General features: G+C 69.0%; 13 protein-coding genes. 5 read left to right on the top strand and 8 right to left on the bottom strand.

Annotation, left to right across the window (positions count from 1 at the left end):
• Positions 1 to 65: 65 nt before the first annotated feature.
• A complete protein-coding gene (locus ACQY0Z_RS26560) occupies positions 66 to 629 on the top strand; it encodes an ATP-binding protein (protein ID WP_439812928.1) in 564 nt (187 codons plus the stop codon).
• Here the strand turns inward: ACQY0Z_RS26560 and pglX are convergent.
• Both pglX and pglW read right to left on the bottom strand, forming a co-directional pair.
• The gene (gene pglX / locus ACQY0Z_RS26555) at positions 556 to 4173 is read right to left on the bottom strand and encodes a BREX-2 system adenine-specific DNA-methyltransferase PglX (protein WP_439812927.1); all 3618 of its coding nucleotides are present in this window, start codon (positions 4171 to 4173) and stop codon (positions 556 to 558) included. The genes ACQY0Z_RS26560 and pglX overlap by 74 nt on opposite strands.
• Complete coding sequence (gene pglW, locus ACQY0Z_RS26550; protein ID WP_439812926.1) at positions 4170 to 8846, bottom strand: BREX system serine/threonine kinase PglW; 4677 nt, start codon at positions 8844 to 8846, stop codon at positions 4170 to 4172. The genes pglX and pglW overlap by 4 nt, the downstream gene beginning before the upstream one ends.
• Positions 8847 to 9313: 467 nt before the next feature.
• On the opposite strand from pglW, the gene ACQY0Z_RS26545 reads away from it, so the two are divergent.
• Together ACQY0Z_RS26545 and ACQY0Z_RS26540 are read left to right on the top strand one after the other, a co-directional pair.
• Entirely contained in the window at positions 9314 to 10606 is a 1293-nt protein-coding gene (locus tag ACQY0Z_RS26545; RefSeq protein ID WP_254585492.1) for a PIN domain-containing protein, read from the top strand.
• Between the two features lie 315 nt (positions 10607 to 10921).
• On the top strand, positions 10922 to 11050 hold the full coding sequence (locus ACQY0Z_RS26540; RefSeq protein ID WP_222436418.1) for a DUF6408 family protein: 129 nt from the start codon (positions 10922 to 10924) through the stop codon (positions 11048 to 11050).
• A gap of 54 nt (positions 11051 to 11104) precedes the next feature.
• On the opposite strand, the gene ACQY0Z_RS26535 is transcribed toward ACQY0Z_RS26540, so the two are convergent.
• From ACQY0Z_RS26535 to ACQY0Z_RS26525, 3 genes are all read right to left on the bottom strand, one after another.
• Positions 11105 to 13159 carry a DUF2075 domain-containing protein gene (locus ACQY0Z_RS26535; protein WP_337662759.1) on the bottom strand — a complete coding sequence of 685 codons (2055 nt, stop codon included), beginning with the start codon at positions 13157 to 13159 and terminating at the stop codon, positions 11105 to 11107.
• 260 nt (positions 13160 to 13419) lie between these two features.
• Positions 13420 to 15309 carry a DNA/RNA helicase domain-containing protein gene (locus ACQY0Z_RS26530; RefSeq protein WP_254585518.1) on the bottom strand — a complete coding sequence of 630 codons (1890 nt, stop codon included), beginning with the start codon at positions 15307 to 15309 and terminating at the stop codon, positions 13420 to 13422.
• A gap of 244 nt (positions 15310 to 15553) precedes the next feature.
• On the bottom strand, positions 15554 to 16414 hold the full coding sequence (locus ACQY0Z_RS26525; RefSeq protein ID WP_254585493.1) for a helix-turn-helix transcriptional regulator: 861 nt from the start codon (positions 16412 to 16414) through the stop codon (positions 15554 to 15556).
• An 86-nt stretch (positions 16415 to 16500) separates the two neighbouring features.
• On the opposite strand from ACQY0Z_RS26525, the gene ACQY0Z_RS26520 reads away from it, so the two are divergent.
• Complete coding sequence (locus ACQY0Z_RS26520) at positions 16501 to 17262, top strand: SDR family oxidoreductase (protein ID WP_254585494.1); 762 nt, start codon at positions 16501 to 16503, stop codon at positions 17260 to 17262.
• A gap of 116 nt (positions 17263 to 17378) precedes the next feature.
• Positions 17379 to 17588, top strand: a complete 210-nt coding sequence (locus tag ACQY0Z_RS26515) for a tautomerase family protein (RefSeq protein WP_254585495.1) — start codon at positions 17379 to 17381, stop codon at positions 17586 to 17588.
• A 69-nt stretch (positions 17589 to 17657) separates the two neighbouring features.
• Here ACQY0Z_RS26515 and ACQY0Z_RS26510 read toward each other — a convergent pair whose 3' ends face one another.
• From ACQY0Z_RS26510 to ACQY0Z_RS26500, 3 genes are read right to left on the bottom strand one after another with little or no spacing between them, the layout of a single operon-like run.
• The gene (locus ACQY0Z_RS26510) at positions 17658 to 19016 is read right to left on the bottom strand and encodes a GH1 family beta-glucosidase (protein WP_254585496.1); all 1359 of its coding nucleotides are present in this window, start codon (positions 19014 to 19016) and stop codon (positions 17658 to 17660) included.
• Between the two features lie 26 nt (positions 19017 to 19042).
• On the bottom strand, positions 19043 to 19882 hold the full coding sequence (locus ACQY0Z_RS26505; RefSeq protein ID WP_254585519.1) for a carbohydrate ABC transporter permease: 840 nt from the start codon (positions 19880 to 19882) through the stop codon (positions 19043 to 19045).
• Positions 19883 to 19899: 17 nt separating this feature from the next.
• Positions 19900 to 20889, bottom strand: coding sequence for a carbohydrate ABC transporter permease (locus ACQY0Z_RS26500; RefSeq protein ID WP_254585497.1), 990 nt, complete (start codon positions 20887 to 20889; stop codon positions 19900 to 19902).
• Positions 20890 to 20896: the final 7 nt, after the last annotated feature.

Below are 20896 nucleotides of genomic sequence, written 5' to 3'. Positions count from 1 at the left end.
GTCAACGCTACGCAGAGTCCGACACCGTTGACCCTATGAAGTCAGCAACTCCCCCATATGGGCATATGCAGCAGCACCCCGCGCTCGAACGCGAGTTCATCATGCGCTTCACGTCAACGCCGCGCGGTGCCCGCCTCGCTCGCAGACTCGTCTCGCACCGCCTGAACGACTGGGGCCACCCGTACGCGACCACGGTCAACGAGGCGCTCACCCTCATCACGGCGGAACTCACCGCCAACGCCGTCCGCCACGGCCACGTCCCCGGCCGGGACTTCCACGTCCAGCTCACCCTGACCGAGGGCACCTTCCGTATCGAGGTGACCGACACCCGCGCTGAGAAACAACCCCCGGTCGCCAGCCCTTCGGCAACTGACTCGCTGTCCGAGTCCGGCCGGGGCCTGCTTCTGGTTGCCGCCCTCGCGGACGACTGGGGCGTCAGCCCTCGCGAGGCCGCCCCAGGCAAGACCGTGTGGGCGGAGCTGCACGCACGGACAGAGGGCCACCCGCTGACGCACCGGGTGGCCCCTGGACCGACGGATGTCGAGCTACTCCTGGCTACTGCTTCACTGCTGCGCGACGACCTCGGGTCGCAGCCGGAGGACGCCAGCCACGGAGATCGTCGTCCGTGAGGCCATGCTCGCCCTGCTTCTGCTGGCGGTAACCGGCGAAGAAGTCCGCCGGGGAGCCGCTGTAGAGCATGTCGAACTCGTTGTGCCACTGGTACAGCCAGGGCTGGAGTTCCAGCAGGCCGGCGAGGAAGGGCGTGATCTCCCCGTTGGACAGCGCGGTGTTGGTGAAGTACGTCGCCAGCGCCTGCGCCTGCTCGCGGTGATCCCAGCCGGCCCAGCCGTACAGCTCGGGGGTGGCGGCATTGGTCTGCCCGTAGGAGATGAACCGCTCCTTGGGCACGTCCAGCTTGCCGCGCGCCTTCCAGTAGGAGGAGCGGAGGAAGTCGGCCGAGGTGTACTTCGGCGGCACGGGGATGGAGTCCCGGATCTTCCGCTTGGCCGGCTCGTCGGGCGCGGCGTCCTCCTTGCGCTGGAGGTCCCAGACCTCTTCCCAGTCGGCGCGCTTCTTCATCCCGGAGGGCTTGTAGCGCAGGGCGGAGAGGAATGGCACGTGCTCGTCGGTGATCAGCTCGGCGACGACTTTCGCCAGTTCTTTGCGGGGCGCGTAGAGCTTGGCGACGGAGACGAAGTCCTCGTCGCGCGAGAGGGCATCGGTGAGACGGGCCAGGGTGAGGATGGTGGGCTGGCCGTTCTCGTCGAACCACAGGTCGCGCTTCTCCATCCGGTCCAGCAGCCAGGAGCGCAGGGCCTTGTCCTGGAGGGCGTCCCAGCCCTCGGTGGCCCAACGGCGCTTGTACTCAGGGCGCTCGATCATGCCGATGGCCCGGTTCGACTCAATGGCGTCGATCCTCTTCTGCACAGTCTCCTGGTAGGGAGCGGGCCAGTGGGCGGGGATCTCTGTGATGGGGGTGGAGTCGTGCCGCTTGAACCACTCGCCGCTGGCCTCGCCTGCGGCTACGCGACGGGCAAGGACGATCTCGAAGGCGCGTTCGCCGAGGGCAAGTTCGGGGACGTTGGGGTCGTCGGGGTCCTCGGAGACACGGAGGTCTTCGGGGTGGAGGTTGTAGAGGGAGTAGACCTGCCAGTCCAGCTCCTCCTGGAGTGCGATCATGCGGGCGCGGGCGGTTTCCCAGACGACACGAGCTTCACGGAGGGTGGAGGCAGTTGGACTGGACTCAGTGGCGACAGCTACAGGGCTAGCGGAGGCGAGATGCTGGGCGAAGGTGTCCAGAGCCGTGGCGAGCGCAGTGGGGTACTCGGCAGGGAGCGGAAATTCTTGCATCACGCCAGCGTTGAATTGATACCGCTCAGACCACGGCTGAGCGCTCACCCGTGCCCCGTCACCACCGACAGGATCACCACCCCCTCCGTAGTTGACCTGCTTCATCCAAAAGCACGCGATGGAGCTATTTAGCACCCCGAGCAGCTGAAGGTACTCTTGTTCATGCGCCCCCTCAGGCAAGTTAATGACAGGCGCGGAACGATTAAACACCTTCTCGCTGCGATCAAGAACGAAATGGTTGTGCGTCGCCACAAACGCATAAGCAATGGACAGTCGTGCCCGATGCCGCTTCGCAAAGAACATACTGTGATCGAACCATCGGAGACCGCGCTGCTCGGGAGTCTGACCGAAATCGATTCGATTCCGCAGGACGGTTCGATTAGGCCAGAGAAAAGGCATCACGAGCGGATCCGGCTCTACGGGATCACCCTGGCTACTGTACGGCAGGTATGCAACCTCGGGCGCATTAATGGCGTAATCACGCACCCCATCTCCCAGAACCGTTGGGGCACACCACCTGGACATACCCCTGGTTCCAGCCGAAGAAACGGGGAGGAAGTAGGCAGGGTCCAATCCTGTGTGAGTCGTTCGGCCAATCACTTCAATCACACCAGCAAGCCGTTGAGGGCTCACTGAATTGATCTTTTTGTTTACCTCTAGACCTCCATCGGAAAGCATCCACGGATGTTTTCCGAAATGACCTTCTCGATCAAGGTCGTCCACTGAGACCCACTGACTTATAGTTCCCGGGTCATCAATCTGCCCCAAAATCGCATCCCAGACAAACCCGGCCTCCCCATCCTTCGGCGCAGCAGGCTCACCTTGGACGCTGCGCACCGTGCGAACAGTCTGCGATCGACCGGCACCAGGCATGCTCCGGCCAACCAAAATTACGGTGGGCGTTCCGTGGCCAGGAATGTAAGCTCCCGAAGTATCAATGACTTCAGTAAGTTCGACGCGATAGCTGAAAAACTCTTCAATTAGCCGAGCACCAAACTCCCTCTTAGTGAAAGAGTTCGATGTAATCTGCCCCACCCTGCCATACCCGCCGTGATCAGCTCCGCCACGCTTGGCCAACTCGAAGAACCTTTGCGCGAACGGCACTGAAAGCGCATAAGCACCCGCGCACGCGTCGTACAATTCCCGGTACAGTTCGTTGAGCTTCTTGTCCTTCACCGTGATGTACGGCGGGTTGCCGACCACGACGTGGTAGCGACCCTGCTGCAGAATGCCTGGGTGCTCGTGAACATCCTCCGTGGCATATGCAAACGAGGCCAGCGGGTCGTCGAGGTCGTCCTCGTCCCCGCCCAGCGTCAGCTCCAATTGCCGGGCTTTGATAAGCGAGTCACCCACCGCCAGGTGGATCGGCCACTCGTACTTCGCCGCCTCCGCCAGCGTCCGAACGCCGCTCGCCGCCATCGCCGCAACCAACAGCCGGAACCGAGCAATGGCCACCGCGAACGGGTTAACGTCCACACCATGCACCGAGTCCAGCGCTTCCCGCACCCGCTCGTGCACGTCCCGCCCCGGCTGCCCTTCCGCCCACAGCCGTACCAGCCGCCGAAACGCCCCCAACACAAAGTGCCCCGACCCGCACGTAGGGTCGATCATCTTCAGGCCCTCGTACCCGAACTCCCGCACCGCAGGGTTCATCGTCCGGTCGAGGATGAACTCCTCCACGAACTTCGGCGTCTGCAACAGCGCGTACGTCTTCCGCGCAGCCTCGCTCAAGTCCTGGTACAGGTCGCCCAGGAACCGCGTGTCCCAGCCCTCCGTACCGTCCTCGTTCAGCGGGTCGGTGAAGTCATGGACCAGAACGCCCGCCTCGTCCCGCTGGCGCCAGAACTCGACCAGCTCCCGCGCACCGTCGTGCGACAGCGGAACCTGATACAGCGGGTTGTGCCGCTTGCCGAAAAGAAGTCGCCCCGCCTGACCCTGCCCCAGCTCGTCGAACGCCTTCTCCAGCCACCCCCGATACGTCGGATCCTCGTCCGACTCCACGTACGCGTCGTACCGCGCCTCCGCCAGCTCCCGCCGGTCACCGTTCGGCCCCGTCAGGTACGGCTCCGGGATCAGCCGGTTGTCCTCGCAGAACCGCACGAAGACAGTCCCCAGCACCCACGCCACCGCGACCTGCGTGACCCGCTCGTCCAGCCACGAGTTCCACGTCGCCGCCGTACGTCCCAGCTTGCGCGCCTGGTCGTACTCGGCCCGCAGCCGCGCGCCGACCTCACCGAGGGCCTTCACCTGCTTGCCGAGGTCGGCCTCGACCGCCTTGACCTGCTGCTTCAGGTCGTCCAACAGAGCCTTGCGGTCGATCACTTCGCGTCTCCCTCGACACCACTTGCCACAACTCCGCCGGACCCGCGGTGGGCGTTGCCCACCCACGTGTCCGGAAGCTGGATCCACTCCCCCAGGCCGGCCTGGTACGGCACGGCCACCTGCCCGAGCCGGGGCTCGCGAGAGGGGTCACTCTGCGGGACCAGGAGCCACAGCCCCCGCCCGCCCCGCCGGGCCGCCGAGGCCAGCCGGTCCAGGACGCCCATCGCGTCGTACCGGGCGAAGACCCCGGCCTCCGTCAACAGGACCGGACCCGCACCACCGCCGCCACCGTTGCCCAGCAGCTCGGCGATCCGGGGCTCGACCGAGCCCCACGCCGTCCGCGCGTACTCCGCGAACCGCACCGCGCCCTTCGAGCCCGGCTCGGCGGCGTCCGCCTTGAGCAGGGTCTCCCAGGTCGGCTTGGTGCCCGGCGTGACCTGCCCGTGCAGGGCCTCCAGGAACAGCTCGGTCACCGACACCGCCCGCGCGCCCAGCCGCTCGGCGCTCAGCTCCCGTACCGCGTCCCGCACGAGCTGCTGCCGTACGGTCAGCACCCGGTACCCGTCCCGACGGGCCGAGGCGAGCAGCCGTTCCTCCGCGCGCACCGCGCCCGCGAGCTGCGGGTCGTCCGCATACCGCGTCACCGCACCCGTGCGCGTCGACTGCCGCCATGCGCCCGTCGTGAGGTAGCTGGAGGCGTCCTCCACCCGCGTCGGCAAGTAGCGCAGCGTGCCCGTGTCCTCGCGCATGCTCAGCGACAGCTCGAAGCCCGCGTCGCGCAGCGCCTTGGTGAGCGGGCCGCCGGTCGGCAGTTCGTGGTTCGTGCCGCCGCGTCCGTCCGGGACGACCAGCTCGGGGAAGCGGACGCGGACCCGCTCGTGCACGTCCTCGCCGGTCAGCCCGGGCTGCCGGCCTTCCGGGACGCCCGGGATCCAGCGGACGAGCCCGGCCTGGGTGAGCCGCAGCGCCCGGACGAGGGACAGGTCGCGCGGGTAGATCTCCAGGCGTGGGGTGGCGGCGGCGTTCACCGAAGCGGCGGCGGCCAGTTCCACCATGCGCCGCTCGTCCCAGTCGACGGCGCCGGGCGGGACCGTCAGCGCGCCCAGTTCGGCCAGGACGGTCGCGGCCGTCGGCAGGGTGTCCAGCCGGGCAAGCCGGTCGGCCGTCTTGCCGAGGCGGGTCGCGTAGTCGAGCAGGCCGGGCGCGGTCGGGGTGTCCGGGGCGTCGTTCTCGCGGACGTCGAGGGCGAGCAGGCCGGCGCCCAGCGACTCGTCGGTCGCCTTGCGGTTCGGCTGGTGCTGGAACTCGGCCTCCTGCGGCACCAGTTGCTCGACCTCGACGACGGCCCGCACCGCCGCCAGCGCCATCGCGCGCCGCTGCTCGCGCCCGGCGAGGTGGGTGCCGCGGCGGACGGCGAGGGCGTCGGCGATCTCCACAGCGGAGGCGACACGGCCCATGCTCGCCAGCAGGTCGATGATCTCGTCCCGCAGAGCCTGGACGGCAGGCTCGGCCTTCCAGCGCTTGCGCTCCTCCTTGAGCATCTGCGGGATGCGGCCGTGGCTGAGGCCGAGCGCGTCGGCGACGTCCTTCTGTTTCGGCCAGACGCCGATGTCGGGCAGGACGCCGTGCTCGTCGGGCAGGCGCAGCAGCAGCCGCACCATCTCCGCCTTGTTGCGGTTGGAGCCGTTGTTGTTGACGGCCGGCACGAGGACGGTGGCGAGGGTGTCGAGGCTGACGGAGCGCAGGGTGCGGGCAGACAGGGCGCCCGCCGACTCGCCCGTCGCGAGCTGCCCGACGAGGGCGGACTCGGCGGCGGTGAGCTGCTCCAGCTCCTCCTTCGCCTCCGCCCGGCCCTTCGGCGTGAGCGGGGAGACGGGGGCCTCGCGCAGCCGCTCGCCCCATTCCCGCTGCCGCTGCTGGACCTCGTTGCGGGTCTTGGCGCCGAGGCCGGGGGCGTTGACGAGCTTGCGGCGGCTGTAGTCGAGGAGGTCGCCGACCGTCGTGAGGCCCAGGCCGTAGAGGAAGGACTGGGCGGCGAGAGTGAGGCCGGAGACGGTCAGCGGGGTGTCGCGGGTGACCTCAGCGGCGAGGCGGTCGCGCTGCTGCTCGGCGGTCTCCGGCTCGGCGTCCGCGATCGCCGCGGCGGCGCCCTCGGCGGGCGTGGTCCCGTCGGCGGGGGCCGTGGGGCGGGTGCGGTGGCTGGAGGGGACGGTCTGCGAGGCGTCGAGGAAGACCTTGCGCCAGGCGTCCCGCATAGGCTTCAGCTCGGGGAACCGCTTGCCCGCGTCGCGGTGCAGGGCCTTCTGGAAGAAGGCGACGAGCCCGTCCCGCACGGCCGGGTCGAAGGCCTCGGCCGCGATGGTCGGGTACGGCCACTCCTTCGGGTCGGTCATGCGGGGCAGGACGCTGCCGTCGCCCCACTTGGGCAGCTCGCCGGAGGCCATCTGGTGCAGGGTGACGGCGACGGCGTACCGCTCGGCGTGGGAGTCGTAGGAGCCGCGCGTGATGACGTCGACGAAGGGGTCGAGGTAGCCGTCGGTGCCCGCGTCGGTGTTCTTCGCCGGGTAGCCGGCCAGCGAGAAGTCGATGAGGACCAGTTCGCGGGTGCGGTTGGGGCGGATGCGGACGGCGATGTTGTCGGGCTTGATGTCCCGGTGCCAGACGCCCTCGCCCTCCAGGAAGTCGACGGCCCCGAAGAGGTAGTCGCCGTACGCCTCGAGCTGGTCGACCGGGAGACGGCCGTGCTCGCGGAGCTGGCGGGCGACGGTCTCCTCGCGGCGGCGCGGGCGGGATGCGCCCTCTGCGCCCTCACCGGCGTCGTCGCGTTCGTCGCCGACGTACTCCAGGGCCAGGACGGTGCGGCCGGCGATGTGCAGCGGCTCGGGTTCGACGAGGCGGATGATGCCGGAGTGGGGGCGCAGGTGGCGCATGGCCTCGGCCTCGCGGACGAGGATCTCGCCGCGGCTGTCGGACAGGGCGACCTTCAGCACGGCCAGCGGGCGCGTCCTGCGGGTCTCCGCCTCGAGGTCGCGGACGAGGAAGGCGCGGCTGGTGGAGCCGGTGCCGAGGCGGCGGCGGATCTCCCACCGGCCGGCGAGCACGTCACCGGCGACGGCCTCCAGCGGGTCCTTGTCGGCGCTCTCCCCGGTCTCCTCCTCGGCGTGCCTGTCGAGGGCCGCGGCGGGGGCGGTGAGGGAGTCCTCGACGACCTCCAGCAGTTCCAGGAACTCATCGACGCTGGAGAGGCGCTGGCCGGGGCGGTAGGCGGTGGCGGCCTGGACCAGGTCGTCCACGTCCTCGGAGAGGCCGTCGACCAGGGAGCTGGGGCGCAGGCCCTCGCCCGCCTCCAGGCGGGCCAGCAGTTCGGCCTGGCCGGCGGCCGGGGCCTTGCCGGTGACCAGCAGGTAGGTGAGGACGCCGAGCCCGTACACGTCGAGGTGGACCGGGTCGGGGTTGAGGGCGGTGAGTTCCGGCGCGAGGTAGGCGTCGGCGTCGTGGGACAGGTGCAGGGCGGACAGGGCGGTCGGCGCGAACCGGGTCATGCCCTGGCCCTGGGAGGATTCGCCGCTGCGCTGGGTGGCGATCTGCCAGTCGGAGATCTGCAGGTGCGGGGTCAGCCAGGCGGCCTCCTCCCCGACGGCTTGGCCCTTCCGGCCGCGCGGGCGGGGGACGACGTGGACGGAGCGGGCGGCGAGCGCGCGGTGGTGGATGCGGCTGGCGTGCGCGGAGCGCATCGTCTCGGCGAGCTGGCGCACCAGTGCCATCCGGCCGAGGATGTCCAGCTTCTCGCCGTACCGGACCAGGTACTCGTCCAGCTTCAAGGTGTCCGGGTGGTAGTCGAAGATCAGCGCGGGGCCGGCGGCGTGCCCGGAAGGGAAGTACTGCTTGAGCTGGACGACGCCGGGGTGCTTGAACCGGCCCAGCACCGCGGCCTCACGCCGGGCGGCGTTCTCGACGGACTGCCGCAGGGAGGCGTCGGAGCCGCGCTCGCTGAGGTAGATCCGCACGCGGGCGGCTTCGGGCAGGTCACTGTGGCGGGCCAGGTAGTCCGCCCAGGTCTCTCCGGAGTCGAAGGACTTCCGCTCCAGCTCGTAGGGGCCGACTTTGTACTGGGCGTCGCTCTTTCGGATGCCGATGCTCTTCAGGGCCGCCGCGACCTCACGCGAGCCGATGGCGGTGACGCGGCGGCGCTCGTCGCGCGGGGGCTGCCTGAGCATGTCGACCAGCTCGTCGACGGTGTGGACGCCGTTCTGGTCGTGGGCGGGCAGCCGGACGCGGAGGCTGTTGTCGGTGAAGCAGACCGCCTCGGCGACCCAGACCCGCCTGGCGCCGGTCTGGGCCAGTAGGCCGGCCAGCTCCTTGGCCTTGCGGTTGACCAGGTGCAGCGGGTTGCCGTGGGTGCGGCGGTAGCCGCCGGGGGTGGTCTGGACCCAGGTGCCGTTCTCGGAGGTGACCGAACCGTGCCAGTCCTTCAGCTCGATCATGCACAGGCCGCCGGGGGCGACGACCAGCAGGTCGACCTCGCGGACGTGGCCGGTGTTCGCGGTGAAGGTGAAGTTCGACCAGGCCCGCCAGGGATCGGAGTCCGGCAGCTTCTGGCGGATCGCCTCCAGGCCGCGGCGTTCGTGCTCGAACTCGGACTCGGTGACCGTGACCCACCGGCCTTCCCGCATGCCTGTTCCCCGCTTCTCGTGTCCTTCGAGGACCGCCGTTCCCCATGGTCAGGTCCTCGGGCAGATCCTAGTGGTTGCCCGTGGCATGAAAAGACGCGGTGAAGGACGGGACTATAGGACATAGGGCTCGCGTGATCACAATGGGACGCCACGCTTCACACAGACGTACGGCAACAACGCGGGCCATATATCGACATATCGCCTAGAGCGCTCCAGTTAGGTCGGGTTGCGCGAGTTGAGCACGGCGCCGCCCTCCTCTGTCGTGGACGCGCACGAAGTGGAGCGTCCGCACGACCCCCACGCAGTCGTCACTCCCGGGTTCTGGCCATCGCCCCCGCGCCGCGGGAACCGGTCGACGTCCCGACGTGTACGAGTTCCGCCATCCGCCATTCCTTCCTACCGGAGAAACACTAGGGTCACCGCCAGGCACGTGGGCAAGCCGACGTGGGCAGCAACCGGGGGGAACAATGACGAACACCACCGAGACCGACACGAACGTCCGCGGACTGTTCGACGACTTCGGAGCCTTCCGCACTCCGACGACTGCGGATTTCGGCTCGGTGCTGACGAATGGCCTTGTCACCCCGGACGCCAACGTCCTGCTTAATCTCTACCGCTACACCGAGCAGGCCCGTGCCGATCTTCTGACGGCGCTCGGCGCCCTGGGTGATCGTTTATGGATTCCCCACCAGGTCCTGGTGGAGTTCTGGCGGAACCGGGAGACCACCATCTCCGAGGCACGGTCGACCAGCGCCAAGGCCGCCCAGGAGATGAGCGGTCACTCGGTGCAAGCGGTACAAACGCTGCGCACCTGGGCCAACCGGGTCGCTTTGAGCGATGACGACTTCGAAGACCTCCACGATCGGTTGAGCGAGGTCTTCGAAGAAGTCCGAAAGAAGATCAATGAGGTTGGTGAGGGCGAGTGGCAGCACATCGGTCACGACACGAGTACCGATCCGGTGATCGCCAAGCTGGAGCCGGCACTGACCGGCAGGGTGGGGCCTTCCTTCTCCCCGGAGGACCGCGCCGCGTTGACCGCGTTAGGTCAGAAGCGTGTCGACCAGCGCGTGCCACCCGGCTACATGGACGCCAAGAAGGACGGCAACGGGGCGGTCGGTGACTTCTTCGTCTGGGAACAGTTACTGCGAGAGGCATCCCGCCGCCAGTGCGATGTCCTGTTCGTGACCGCGGACGCGAAAGAAGACTGGTGGCGCAAGGAGCGGGGCCACAACCGGGGCCCGCGACCGGAGTTGACGGCGGAGCTACGGGCACGTGGCGGAGGCCGCCTTTACCTGCTGTCGCCGAAGCAGTTCCTGGAAGTCGCCGCCCCCGTACTGCGACTCAGTCTTCAGGCTGGTTCCGTCGAGGACATCGCGCGAGTCGAGCGCATTGAAGCAGGCGTCACCTATGGCGGATGGACCGTCGAGGCCCTCGAGGCTCTGTTCCACGGGCTGGAGTACGAGGGTTACACCAACCGTGTGGAGGTCATCCGCTACGCGGCAGCCATGGGCGGTCATGCGGAACCGGAAGCGGTCTACGACCTCTGTGACTACGACGACGATCGAACGCTAAGAGGCTTCACCAAGCCGATCACTCGGATCAGCCGCAAGCTGCAGAAGCAAGGGCTGATCCCGGACTCAGCGGTTCCTGTTCTCACGGCTGAGTACAAGAACGGTCCGGGCCGCACGTCCGGCTTCAGAGTCCACCCTCTCCTCGCTCCCCTCATCAACGATGCGGAGAACGACGACGAGGACTCGTGATGCAACGCCGGTGCGCGGCGCGCAGGCTCTCCCGAAGGGCTGTCAAACCCAAGCCCCGGCTCGGCCGCAGCCGAGCCGGGAACCGCTCGCCAACCCCATCCCGGCAGTGGCTGAAAAGGCGTGATCTCGTATTGATGGTCCACTACCGTTGATCTCGCTGCGCACCTTCCCGGAGGGTACGTCGGCGGTGTTTCGGATGCCGGTTCCCGGCTGTGACTGACGAGTGGTTTCCGCTGTGTGTCGCACGCGGCGTGACCGCGGATGCCCGGAAGGGCGGTCCCGCCATTCCCAGGTCACGCCAAGGAGTGGACATCCATGAACCCCGTTGAGTACAAGCCTGCACGTCGTCACCGGCTTCGCGAGATCCTGGTCGACGTCGCCGCGGGTGTCGTCACCCAGCTCGTGGTGACGGCCCTGGTGGCGGCAGCGCGCCTGTTCCTCTGAGCAGGCCTGTGGCGGGCCCGGAGAGCCCGCCACTCCGCATGCAGGCGGCGCGCGTCAGAACAGGTAAAGCTCGGGCGAGTGCGGGCCCGTGCTCTGCCGCCTCCTTCGGGAACCCCGCCCGCGACGCGGCCGGGGCAGGTGCGGCACGCGTGCCTCCTCCGGCAGGTTCTCCCAGGTGGGGCGCAACCCGTGGACCTGGGCCTCGCCTACCAGTTCCTTCAAATAGTTCCGGGTTTCCTCGTCCGTGGAGTAGAGCACCGTCGCCCGGCTCGCCCGGGTCATCAGCACGTGGTAGGCGTGGCGGACCAGCCGGGCGAACTCCTCGTCGTCGACGCTTCCGGCCTTCACCTTGGGGTCGAACGAACCCGGAACGGCGACGCGTTTGACGCCCGACTCCGGGTCCTTCCGCTCCTTGCCGCGACGGAACACCCACCGATTGCCCCGGCGCACCATGTCCTCACCCATGATCACGCCACACCAGTCCCACTCGAGGCCCTGGGACGTGTACACGCAGCCGATCTGATCAAGCCCCTTCTCGTGCACGGCCCAGATCCTGCACGGCGGCACCCCGTCCTCGCAGAAGGCGTCGCTGTCCGCGTTCCAGGGCCTGTGCCAGCCCCCGATCCGCACGTCGGCCTCCAGCCTCCTCTCCTTGCCGATCGGCTTCGTCCACGGCCAGCAGTACCCCGCGACGAGGCGGGCGGACGCTCCGGCGAGCGCCTCGGTGCGGATGATCCGTTCAAGTTCCTCCGGGCTGTCCGCCACCTCGACGTGCATCAAGCCGTCCGGCGTCCACTGCTCCGGCTCCCCGTCCGTCACCCCGAGCATGGCCCGCACCCAGCGGATGTAGGCGTCGCTGCCTCCGCAACGGAACTGTTCCCGGAGCTCGTACCTGACAAGAGTGGCGTCGTACCGCTGCGCCGCGTCCTCGATCAGTTCGACGGTGCCGACCTCGTGAGGTCGCACGGTCTGGCCCTCGTCGAGGAAGAACACGGTCAGACGGGACGCGTCGAGGAGTTCGTCGACCTGGGGCTTGGTGCCCTGGTGTTCGGGTTTCCAGAAGCGGTTGGTCGAGCGTTCCCGCAGGCGGTGCGCCTCGTCGCAGATCAGCACGTCCAGGGGCGGGTCCGGAGGGGTGACGAAGTTGCTGAAGTAGGTGAAGCTCTCCCGGAACTCCCGGTTCCCGTACCCGACGTGCTCCTGGATCGCGCCGTTGAAGGCCCGGCTGCCGCTGGCGTACTTGACCGTGTGGCCGCCCGCCTCCAGCTCCGCCTTGATCTGGAGGCCGATGGCGCTCTTCCCCGTACCGGCACCGCCGGTCACCAGGAAGGTCACGCGCCGCTCGTCCGACAGGAGGGCGGGGCGCTGCGGATCAGGGAGAATCTTGGCCGCGGTGTCCAGGATCTGCTCGGCGACCTTCTTCTGCCGACCGCGCAAGGTGAAGACCGTGTCCTCCCCGCGGGAGCGGATCATGGCGTCGAGCAGAGGTGTATTGCGTAAGCCCATGTTCTGCAGCATTATCTCGGCCGCGGAAGCGCCCCCTTCGTCGGCGAAGTGCTCACGGAGGTCGGAAATCAGCTGCTCGCGCCGGTCGTTCGTGTAGACGACGGCGTAGTAGCCGGTCGGAGCGTCCACGTCGACCAGGGGCCGGACGGAAGCGTCGGTGGCGTTGTGCAGGTAGGCGAACCCGCCGCATTCGAAGTCCATTCCGTGCAGCGGTCCCCTGCCGCCCGTGAACGCCTCGTAATACTCGCGCAACTGCAGCGCGGGGTGCTTCTTCCTGCCCATCCCCGGTACGTGGACCAGTTCCGCGGTGGCTCGCTCCACCCTGGTCACCGTCGACCAGCGCTTCAGCTCGACCAGTTGGACGGACAGCCGCCTGTCGTCGGGGTGATGGCCCACGAGAACGACGTCGATGAGCCTGGGGCCGCCGGGGCGGTCGGCCTCGTCGAGGGTGGCGGCGCACTCGACGATCATCTCCACGTTTCCGCGGCCGGCGGCGACCAGGTCCTCCGCGAGGTGCACGAGGCTCTCGGCCCACGCGGACCGTTCCGACAGCGATGCGTCGGCGCCTCGGAAGTGCCGCCATCGAGCGGCCAAGTGCGGCACCATACGGCGCCTTGAGTTCAAGGTCAGCAGATCCTGTGCTGCCAGCCGCAGCAGGAGCATGGACACGAGGTGGGTCCCCCAGAGCACGAGTGATCGTGCGGGTGGGGGCATGTCCTCGTGAAGAAGCCCGTCGGGCCGCAAGCAGTACTCGGGATCTTAGGGAGACCAGCCGCCCTACGGACGACGATGCGGCGGTGGGCGACGCGAAGCGTAGCCATCATGGCCGGATCACGTTCCCCGTGGCGTAGGCGGGTCCCAGCTCAGACCGTGGCAACGTGCTGATCCAGTCGGCCGCCCGCCAACTCCCGCAGCTTCTCGCGCGTCTCCGGGTCCGTCGAGTACACCATCGTGCCGACCATGCCCCGGGTCAGCAGCACCTTGTAGGTGTTGCGGATCAGGCGGTCCACGTCGGCGTCCGGGGTGGACTTCTTGAAGACCGGGTCCTTGGAGGCGGTACGGTTTGTGACCCAGCGGTCGCCGCGCCACAGCAGGTCGGGGCCGATGATGACGCCGGACCAGTCGTATTCGAAGCCCTGCGCGGTGTAGACGCAACCGACCTGCCCGAAACCGGCGGGGTCGGTGGCCCACAGCGCCGCCGGGGGCGCACCCGAGACCGAGCGGTCGCCGCGCAGGTTCCAGGGACGGGCCCAGTCACCGATGACGACGTCCAGCGGGAGCGGGTGACCTGGCTTCGGTTCCGGGGACCAACGCCAGCAGTAGCCGGCGGACATGCGGGCGCCGTAGCCCTCCGCCCGCCGGGCCTCGAGGAACGCTTCCATCTCCTGCGGGCTGTCGGCGACCAGCAGTTGCATGCGGTCGTCGGGCTCCCAGACGACCGGCCCGCCGGGTTCGAGGTCGAGAAGCCGGACGACCCAGCGCAGGTAAGCGTCGCTGCCACCGCAGCGGAACTGGCTCTCCAGCGGAACGACGTGGCAGGGGATGTCCCGTTTGGCCGCTGCCGCCTTGATGTCGGCGACAGTGCCCATCTCGCCCGGCCGTACCACCTGGTGCTCGTCCAGCAGGAAGACAGGAACGTGGGCGACGTCGATGAGTTCGTCGATCTGGGCCTTGCCGGTCCGGTGCTCGGCACGCGTGTAGCGGTTCGCCGACGTCTCCCGGATGCGGTGGGCCTCGTCGCAGACCAGGACGTCCAGGCTGTTCTTCTCGGTGGTCATGAAGCTGTTGAAGTACTTGAAGAGGTCCTGCACCTCCCGCTTGCGGGAGCCGGCGACCTTCCTCATCGTCTTGGTGAACGACTGAGAGCCGGTGGCGTGCAGGGCTGGCATCCCCCGGCGGTACAGCTCGCCGAGCACTTGGAGAGCAATCACGCTCTTGCCGGTGCCCGGGCCGCCGGTCACGACGACGATCTCCTTGCGGTCGGCGCGCTTAGCCTTCTCCACCGCATTGAGCACCATGCGGTAGGCGACTTGCTGCTCGTCGAGGAGCACGAACTGCTGGCGTTCGCGCACCTCCTCGGCGGCCACTGACATGAGTTGCTTCGACGGCACCGTGGCGCCCGAGAGCAGTTCGTCCGCCGCCCGGGCACCGGAATGCCTGTCGCTCAGCTTCGCACGGAGGTGGTCGAGGAATTCGCCGCGCCGTTGCCCCGTGAACAACAGTCCCCGGCCGTCGCGCTCGATCTCCCGCAGGCCAGCGACACCGAACTCGGTGGCATTGTGCAGGAACGCCACTCCGCTGACCCTGTGCCCGTGTTCGGCGACCGCTCCGTTGAAGTTGACCAGGTAGTCACAGTAGCGGCGGACCTGCTCGATGGGGTTGAGGACGGGGTGGGCGTAGCGCTCGACGTGGCACAGCGTGGGATCGTCCTCGTGGGGCACGACCTCGCTCCACTGCTTCAGTTCCACCACGACATACGACGGCTCCCCGGTGGAGGGGTGCACGCCCGCGAGGACGACGTCGGCACGCTTGCTGTTCAGCGGGAGGGCATACTCCAACATCATTTCCACGTCGCCCAGGCCCGCGTCGTTGAGCGCGGCGGCCAGGACGGGAATGCTGCGCTCCCAGGAGCGCGCCTCCGAGGTGCCGGGCCGGTAGCCGTGCATGTGGACGAACTGGTCGGTGAGGTGCAGGAACAGCGAACCGTCGAACGCCATGACGGCGACCGTTTTCGCGGACGCGCGGAACAGCAAGAACTTCCCCCCAGGCAGCACGAAGTGACTCGTGCGGGTGGGGGCATGTCCTTCGAAACTCCACGGGGGTGGAGCGGAAGCCCGTCGGGCCGCGTTGACGACGGGGACGAGGTTACCCGGCACCACCGGGAGCGGTGCAGTGCCCCCGACCGAGGAACGGCGTCTGTGCACGTCCCGGCGGGCCGGCCTTGACGCATGCTGCAGGGCCGGACTTGCGGGAACGCTACCCATCGGCCAGGCCCCCTTACGAGCCGGACTCAACGACGTCCTGCGTGCCGAGGACCGCGAGCAGATCGAGCAGGTCCGCGCTGTCGGTGCCCAGGGCCGGGGTGAACCACAGCAGGCGCTGTCGGCCGTCCTCGCTGAACAGGTTGAGGCAGTTGACCTCGACGACCCCGAGGGCGGGGTGGCGGATCCGCTTGCGGTCGTCGCGGCGGAACGCCACGTCGTGGTCGGCCCAGAGGGCGGCGAACTCTGGCGAGACCCGAAGCAGGGTGCGGATCATCGAGGCGGCCTCGGTGTCCTTGGCGTCCCTGCGGGCAGCGGCCGCGCGAAGGTCCGCGACGAACGCCCGCGACTGGGTCGCGTGGTCGGCCTCCGGGTAGAGCAGGCGCGCTTCGGGCTCGGTGAACCACCGGTGGACGAAGCTCGCGCGGGGCCCCCGAAATCCCGACTGGTCGCCGAGCAACGCCACCGCGCGCGGATTCTGCACCAGCGTGACGTGGAGGTCGGTGATGACCTGCGCGGGAGTGGACGGCATCCGCTGGAGCAGGTCGAGCATGCCGGGATGGACGTGCGAGGCCGCGGTGCCCGGGGCGGGGATGGGGCGGTCCGCCAAGCGGTAGAGGTTGTCGCGCTCGTCGGCGGTCAGCCGCAGTGCCCGGGCCAGAGCGGCGATCATCTGTTCGGAGGGCTGGGAGCCCGCCCCGCGTTCGAGCTCGTTGTAGTAGTCCACCGATGCCCCGGCGAGCTGCGCCACCTCCTCCCGGCGCAGCCCGGGCACCCGGCGCCGCGGCCCGGCAGGGAGACCCACGTCGGCCGGCCAGATGCGGCTTCGCCGCGACCGCAGGAACGTCCCGAGCTCGGTGTACTTCGCAGAACCCATGTGCACCATTCTGTGTCCGGCCGGGGCGCCGCCCCAGGGGATGGCATCCCCTGGTTGTGCGGGCCGGGACCGCGCACCGTGGAGGCATGACTACGAATGACAGTCTCCTCACACCGGACCCCGAGCGGGTTGCCCTCGTCACCGGCGGATCGCGTGGCATCGGCCGCGCGGTGTCGCTCCAGCTGGCCCGCGACGGTTTGGCGGTGGTGGTGAACTACACCAGGGACGTGGCCTCGGCCGAGGAGACCGTGAAGGCGATCACCTCCGACGGCGGGAGGGCGATCGCCGCACGGGCGGACGTGGCGGACGAGCACGCGGTCGCCGCACTGTTCGACCGGGCGGAGCGGGAGTTCGGCGGCGTGGACGTCGTGGTGAACGCCGTCGGCCGCCTCGTCCTGTCGCCCATCGCCGACCTCGATCTGGCCGCCCTCGACGCGACGCACCGCACCAACATCCGCGGCGCCTTCGTGGTGGCCCAGCAGGCCGCGCGGCGACTGCGGCCCGGCGGGTCCTTCCTGGGCGTGTCGACCTCCGTGGTCGGAGCACAGTTCCCCGCCTACGGCGCGTACGTGGCGGGCAAGGCCGCCGTCGAGTCGATGACCCTGATCCTCGCCCGCGAGCTGCGCGGCCGGGACATCACGGTGAACACCGTAGCCCCCGGCCCCACGGCCACCGACCTGTTCCTCGACGGCAAGACGCCGGAGGAGATCGACCGGCTCGCGAAGACCCCGCCGCTGGAGCGGCTGGGCACCCCGGAGGACATCGCCCGGGTCGCCGCCTTCCTCACCAGCCCGGCGGGGCACTGGGTGAACGGCCAGGTCCTGCGGGCCAACGGCGGAATGGTCTGAGCCTCCCGCCGGTCGCCCTGCCGGTCACCCGGGACGTGCCGGCCACCTGGGAGACGTCCCTACGGTGCCCGTATCGCGTCCGCCGCTTCCTACAGAGCTCTCAAGGAGTACCACTCATGCCTTTCGCCCACTTCAAGGTCCCCGCGGACACCCTCGGCCCCGACGACAAGAAGAAGATCGTCGAGCGCACCACCGATCTCTACGCGGAGATCTACGGTGAGCGCGCCCGCGCCACCACCGTGGTGCTCGTCGACGAGGTCGCCGACGGAGGCTGGGGCGTAGGCGGTCACGTTCTCACGGCCGCCCTGCTCAACAGCGACGCCTGACCCGCGGCCGCCGACGGGCACGGGACCCTACCCGCGCCCGCCGGCGCCGTACCAGCCGGCGCCACACGCTCACGCCGCCTTCCGCACCCGCTCCCCATGCCCCCGGATGATGTCCGCGTACCGGTGCCCCGACCCCTTGATCGTGCGCGCCTGCGTGGCGTAGTCGACGTGGACCAGCCCGAAGCGCTTGTCGTAGCCGTACGCCCACTCGAAGTTGTCGAGCAGGGACCAGGCGAAGTAGCCGGCCAGCGGCGCGCCCTTGCGGGCGGCGGAGGCGCAGGCGGCGATGTGCCGGGTCAGGTAGTCCTGGCGCTCGGGGTCGTCGACCGTGCCGTCGGGACGGACAACGTCGGGGAACGCGGAGCCGTTCTCGGTGACGTAGAGCCTGCGGGCGCCGTACTCGTCGGTGAGACGCAACAGGAGGTCCTCGATGCCGGTCGGGTCGATCTCCCAGTCCATGCCGGTGCGCGGCACGCCGTCGCGGCGGACGGCCGCGGCGTAGGGGGCGGGTCCGTCCGGGTCGGTGGCGACCACCTGCGGGAAGTAATAGTTCAGGCCGAGCCAGTCGAGCGGGGCCGCGATGGTCTCGAGGTCGCCGGGCCGTTCGGGGAGGTCGACGCCGTAGACCTCGCGCATGTCGGCGGGAAAGCCGCGGCCGTGGATCGGGTCGAGCCACCAGCGGTTGGTGTGGCCGTCCATGCGGACGGCGGCGGCGCGGTCCTGGGCGCTGTCGCTCGCCGGGTGGATGGTGGAGAGGTTGTTGACGATGCCGACCTGGGCGTCGGGGGCGGCGGCGCGGATGGCGCGGGCGGCGAGGCCGTGGGCGAGGAGCAGGTGGTAGGAGGCGCGGACGGCGGCCGTCAGGTCGGTCCAGCCGGGGGCCATCTTGCCCTCGAGGTGACCGATCCAGGCGGAGCACAGGGGTTCGTTGAGGGTGGCCCAGTGGTGGACGCGGTCGCCGAGGCGTTCGGCGACGGCGGAGGCGTAGGCGGCGAAGTGCTCGGCGGTGTCGCGCTCGGGCCAGCCGCCGCGGTCCTGGAGGGTCTGGGGCAGGTCCCAGTGGTAGAGAGTGACGGACGGGGTGATGCCGGCTTCGAGAAGCCCGTCGACGAGCCGGTCGTAGAAGGCGAGGCCCTTGGCGTTGACCGGGCCGTCGCCGCCGGGCACGACACGCGGCCAGGCGGCGGACAGCCGGTAGGCGTTGGCGCCGAGGCGGCTCATCAGGGCGATGTCCTCGCGCCAGCGGTGGTAGTGGTCGCAGGCCACGTCGCCGTGGTCGTCGTTGTCGATGCGGCCGGGGGTGTGCGAGAAGGTGTCCCAGATCGACGGAGAACGGCCGTCCTCCGCCACGGCGCCCTCGATCTGGTAGGCCGAGGTGGCCGTGCCCCACAGGAAGTCGTCGGGGAGGGCGGCGTAGTCGATGGTCACGGAGGTCCCTTCGGGGCGGGGGGCGGTCACTTGACGGCGCCTGCCGTCAGGCCGGCGACGAGGTAGCGCTGGAGGAGCAGGAACCCGGCGACCACGGGGACGCTCACCACGAGGGAGGCGGCCATGATCTGGTTCCAGTACACGTCGTTGAGGGTGGAGTAACCCTGGAGGCCGACCGCCAGGGTGCGCGTGGTGTCGTTGGTCATCACCGAGGCGAAGAGGACCTCGCCCCAGGCGGTCATGAAGGCGTAGACGGCGACGGCGACGATGCCGGGCACGGCGGCCGGGACGACGACGCGGAACAGCGCGCCGAGCGGGCCGCAGCCGTCCACGAGCGCGGCCTCGTCCAGGTCGCGCGGCACGGAGTCGAAGTAGCCGATCAGCATCCAGATGGAGAACGGCAGCGAGAAGGTCAGGTACGTCAGGATCAGGCCGCCGCGGGAGCCGAACAGGGCGATGCCGGTGGCGTTGCCGATGTTGACGTAGATGAGGAACAGCGGGAGCAGGAACAGGATGCCGGGGAACATCTGCGTCGACAGGACGGTCACCGTGAAGACGCGCTTGCCGCGGAACGCGTAGCGGCTGACGGCGTACGCGGAGAAGACGGCGATGACGACCGAGCAGACGGTGGCGGCGCCCGCCACGATCAGCGAGTTCACGAAGTAGCGGCCGAGCGGCACGGTGGACCAGATGTCGATGTACGGGCGGATCGTCAGCTCGGTCGGCAGCCAGCGGAACGAGCCGGTGACGTCGGCGAGCGGCTTCAGCGAGCTGGACAGCATGACGTACACCGGGATCAGCACGAAGCCGGTGAGGAGGGTCAGGAAGATCCGCCGTGACCACAGGAACGTGCGGGGCGGAGCCATCGGGGACCGGGGCGTGCTCACTGGGCGGTCCTCCGTCCGCGAGAGGTGAGGGCGAGGTAGACGCCCGTGACGACGAGCAGGAACAGCAGGAGCAGCACCGACATCGCGGAGCCCGTGCCGAAGTTCCAGGTGACGAAGGACGCCTGGTAGATGTGCACGGAGATCAGGTCGGCGGCCTCGGGCGCGCTCTTGCCGAAGAGGACGTACGGGGTGTTGAAGTCGTTGAACGTCCACAGGAACAGGACGAGGACCAGCACCTGGTTGACCGGGCGGAGCGACGGCAGGGTGATGCGGCGGAGCTGCTGGACCATGCCGGCGCCGTCGAGGGCGGCGGCCTCGTACAGCTCGCGGGGGATGTTCTGCAGTCCGGCCATGACGATGAGGAAGGCGAACGGCCAGCCCTTCCACACCGACACGGTGAGCAGGGCGACGAAGCTGTTGTCGCCGATGAGCCAGAAGGAGGGCTTGTCGGTGAGGCCGAGCTGGTCGTGCAGGACGTGGTTCACCAGGCCGTTGTCGTGCTGGAACATGAACACCCAGGTGATGACGGCCGCGTAGACGGGCAGCGCGTACGGCACCAGGAACAGGGCGCGCAGCAGGCCGCGGCCGCGGAAGGTGTCCTGCATGAACACGGCGGCGGCGGTGCCGATCAGCCAGCACAGGCCGACGGACAGCACGGTGAAGGCGACCGTGACGAGGAACGAGTGGAGGAGGGCCTTGCCGACGGGGGCGTCGAAGTCGACGGACACGGTGTAGTTGTCGAGGCCGGCCCAGGGGGCGGTGCTCCAGTCACGGATGTAGAACTGGGTGAGTTCCTTGAAGCTCATCACGATGCCGATGACCATCGGCACCAGGTGAACGAGGAGTTCGAGGAGCAGCGCGGGCAGGAGCAGCAGGTAGGGCAGTCCGACGCGGCGGAGCCGCCCGGTGCGGCGGCGGGGGCCGCGCGCCGTACCGGGGGAGCTCTTCCGCACGGTGGCCTCCGCTGCGGGGGCGGTGGCGGTCATGGCGGTG

Origin of the sequence: Streptomyces sp. P9-2 (assembly GCF_051903975.1) — a bacterium.
Taxonomy (GTDB): domain Bacteria; phylum Actinomycetota; class Actinomycetes; order Streptomycetales; family Streptomycetaceae; genus Streptomyces; species Streptomyces cellulosae.
Note: the sequence above shows the minus strand (reverse complement) of the source record. Positions and strands in the feature narration are given on the sequence as shown.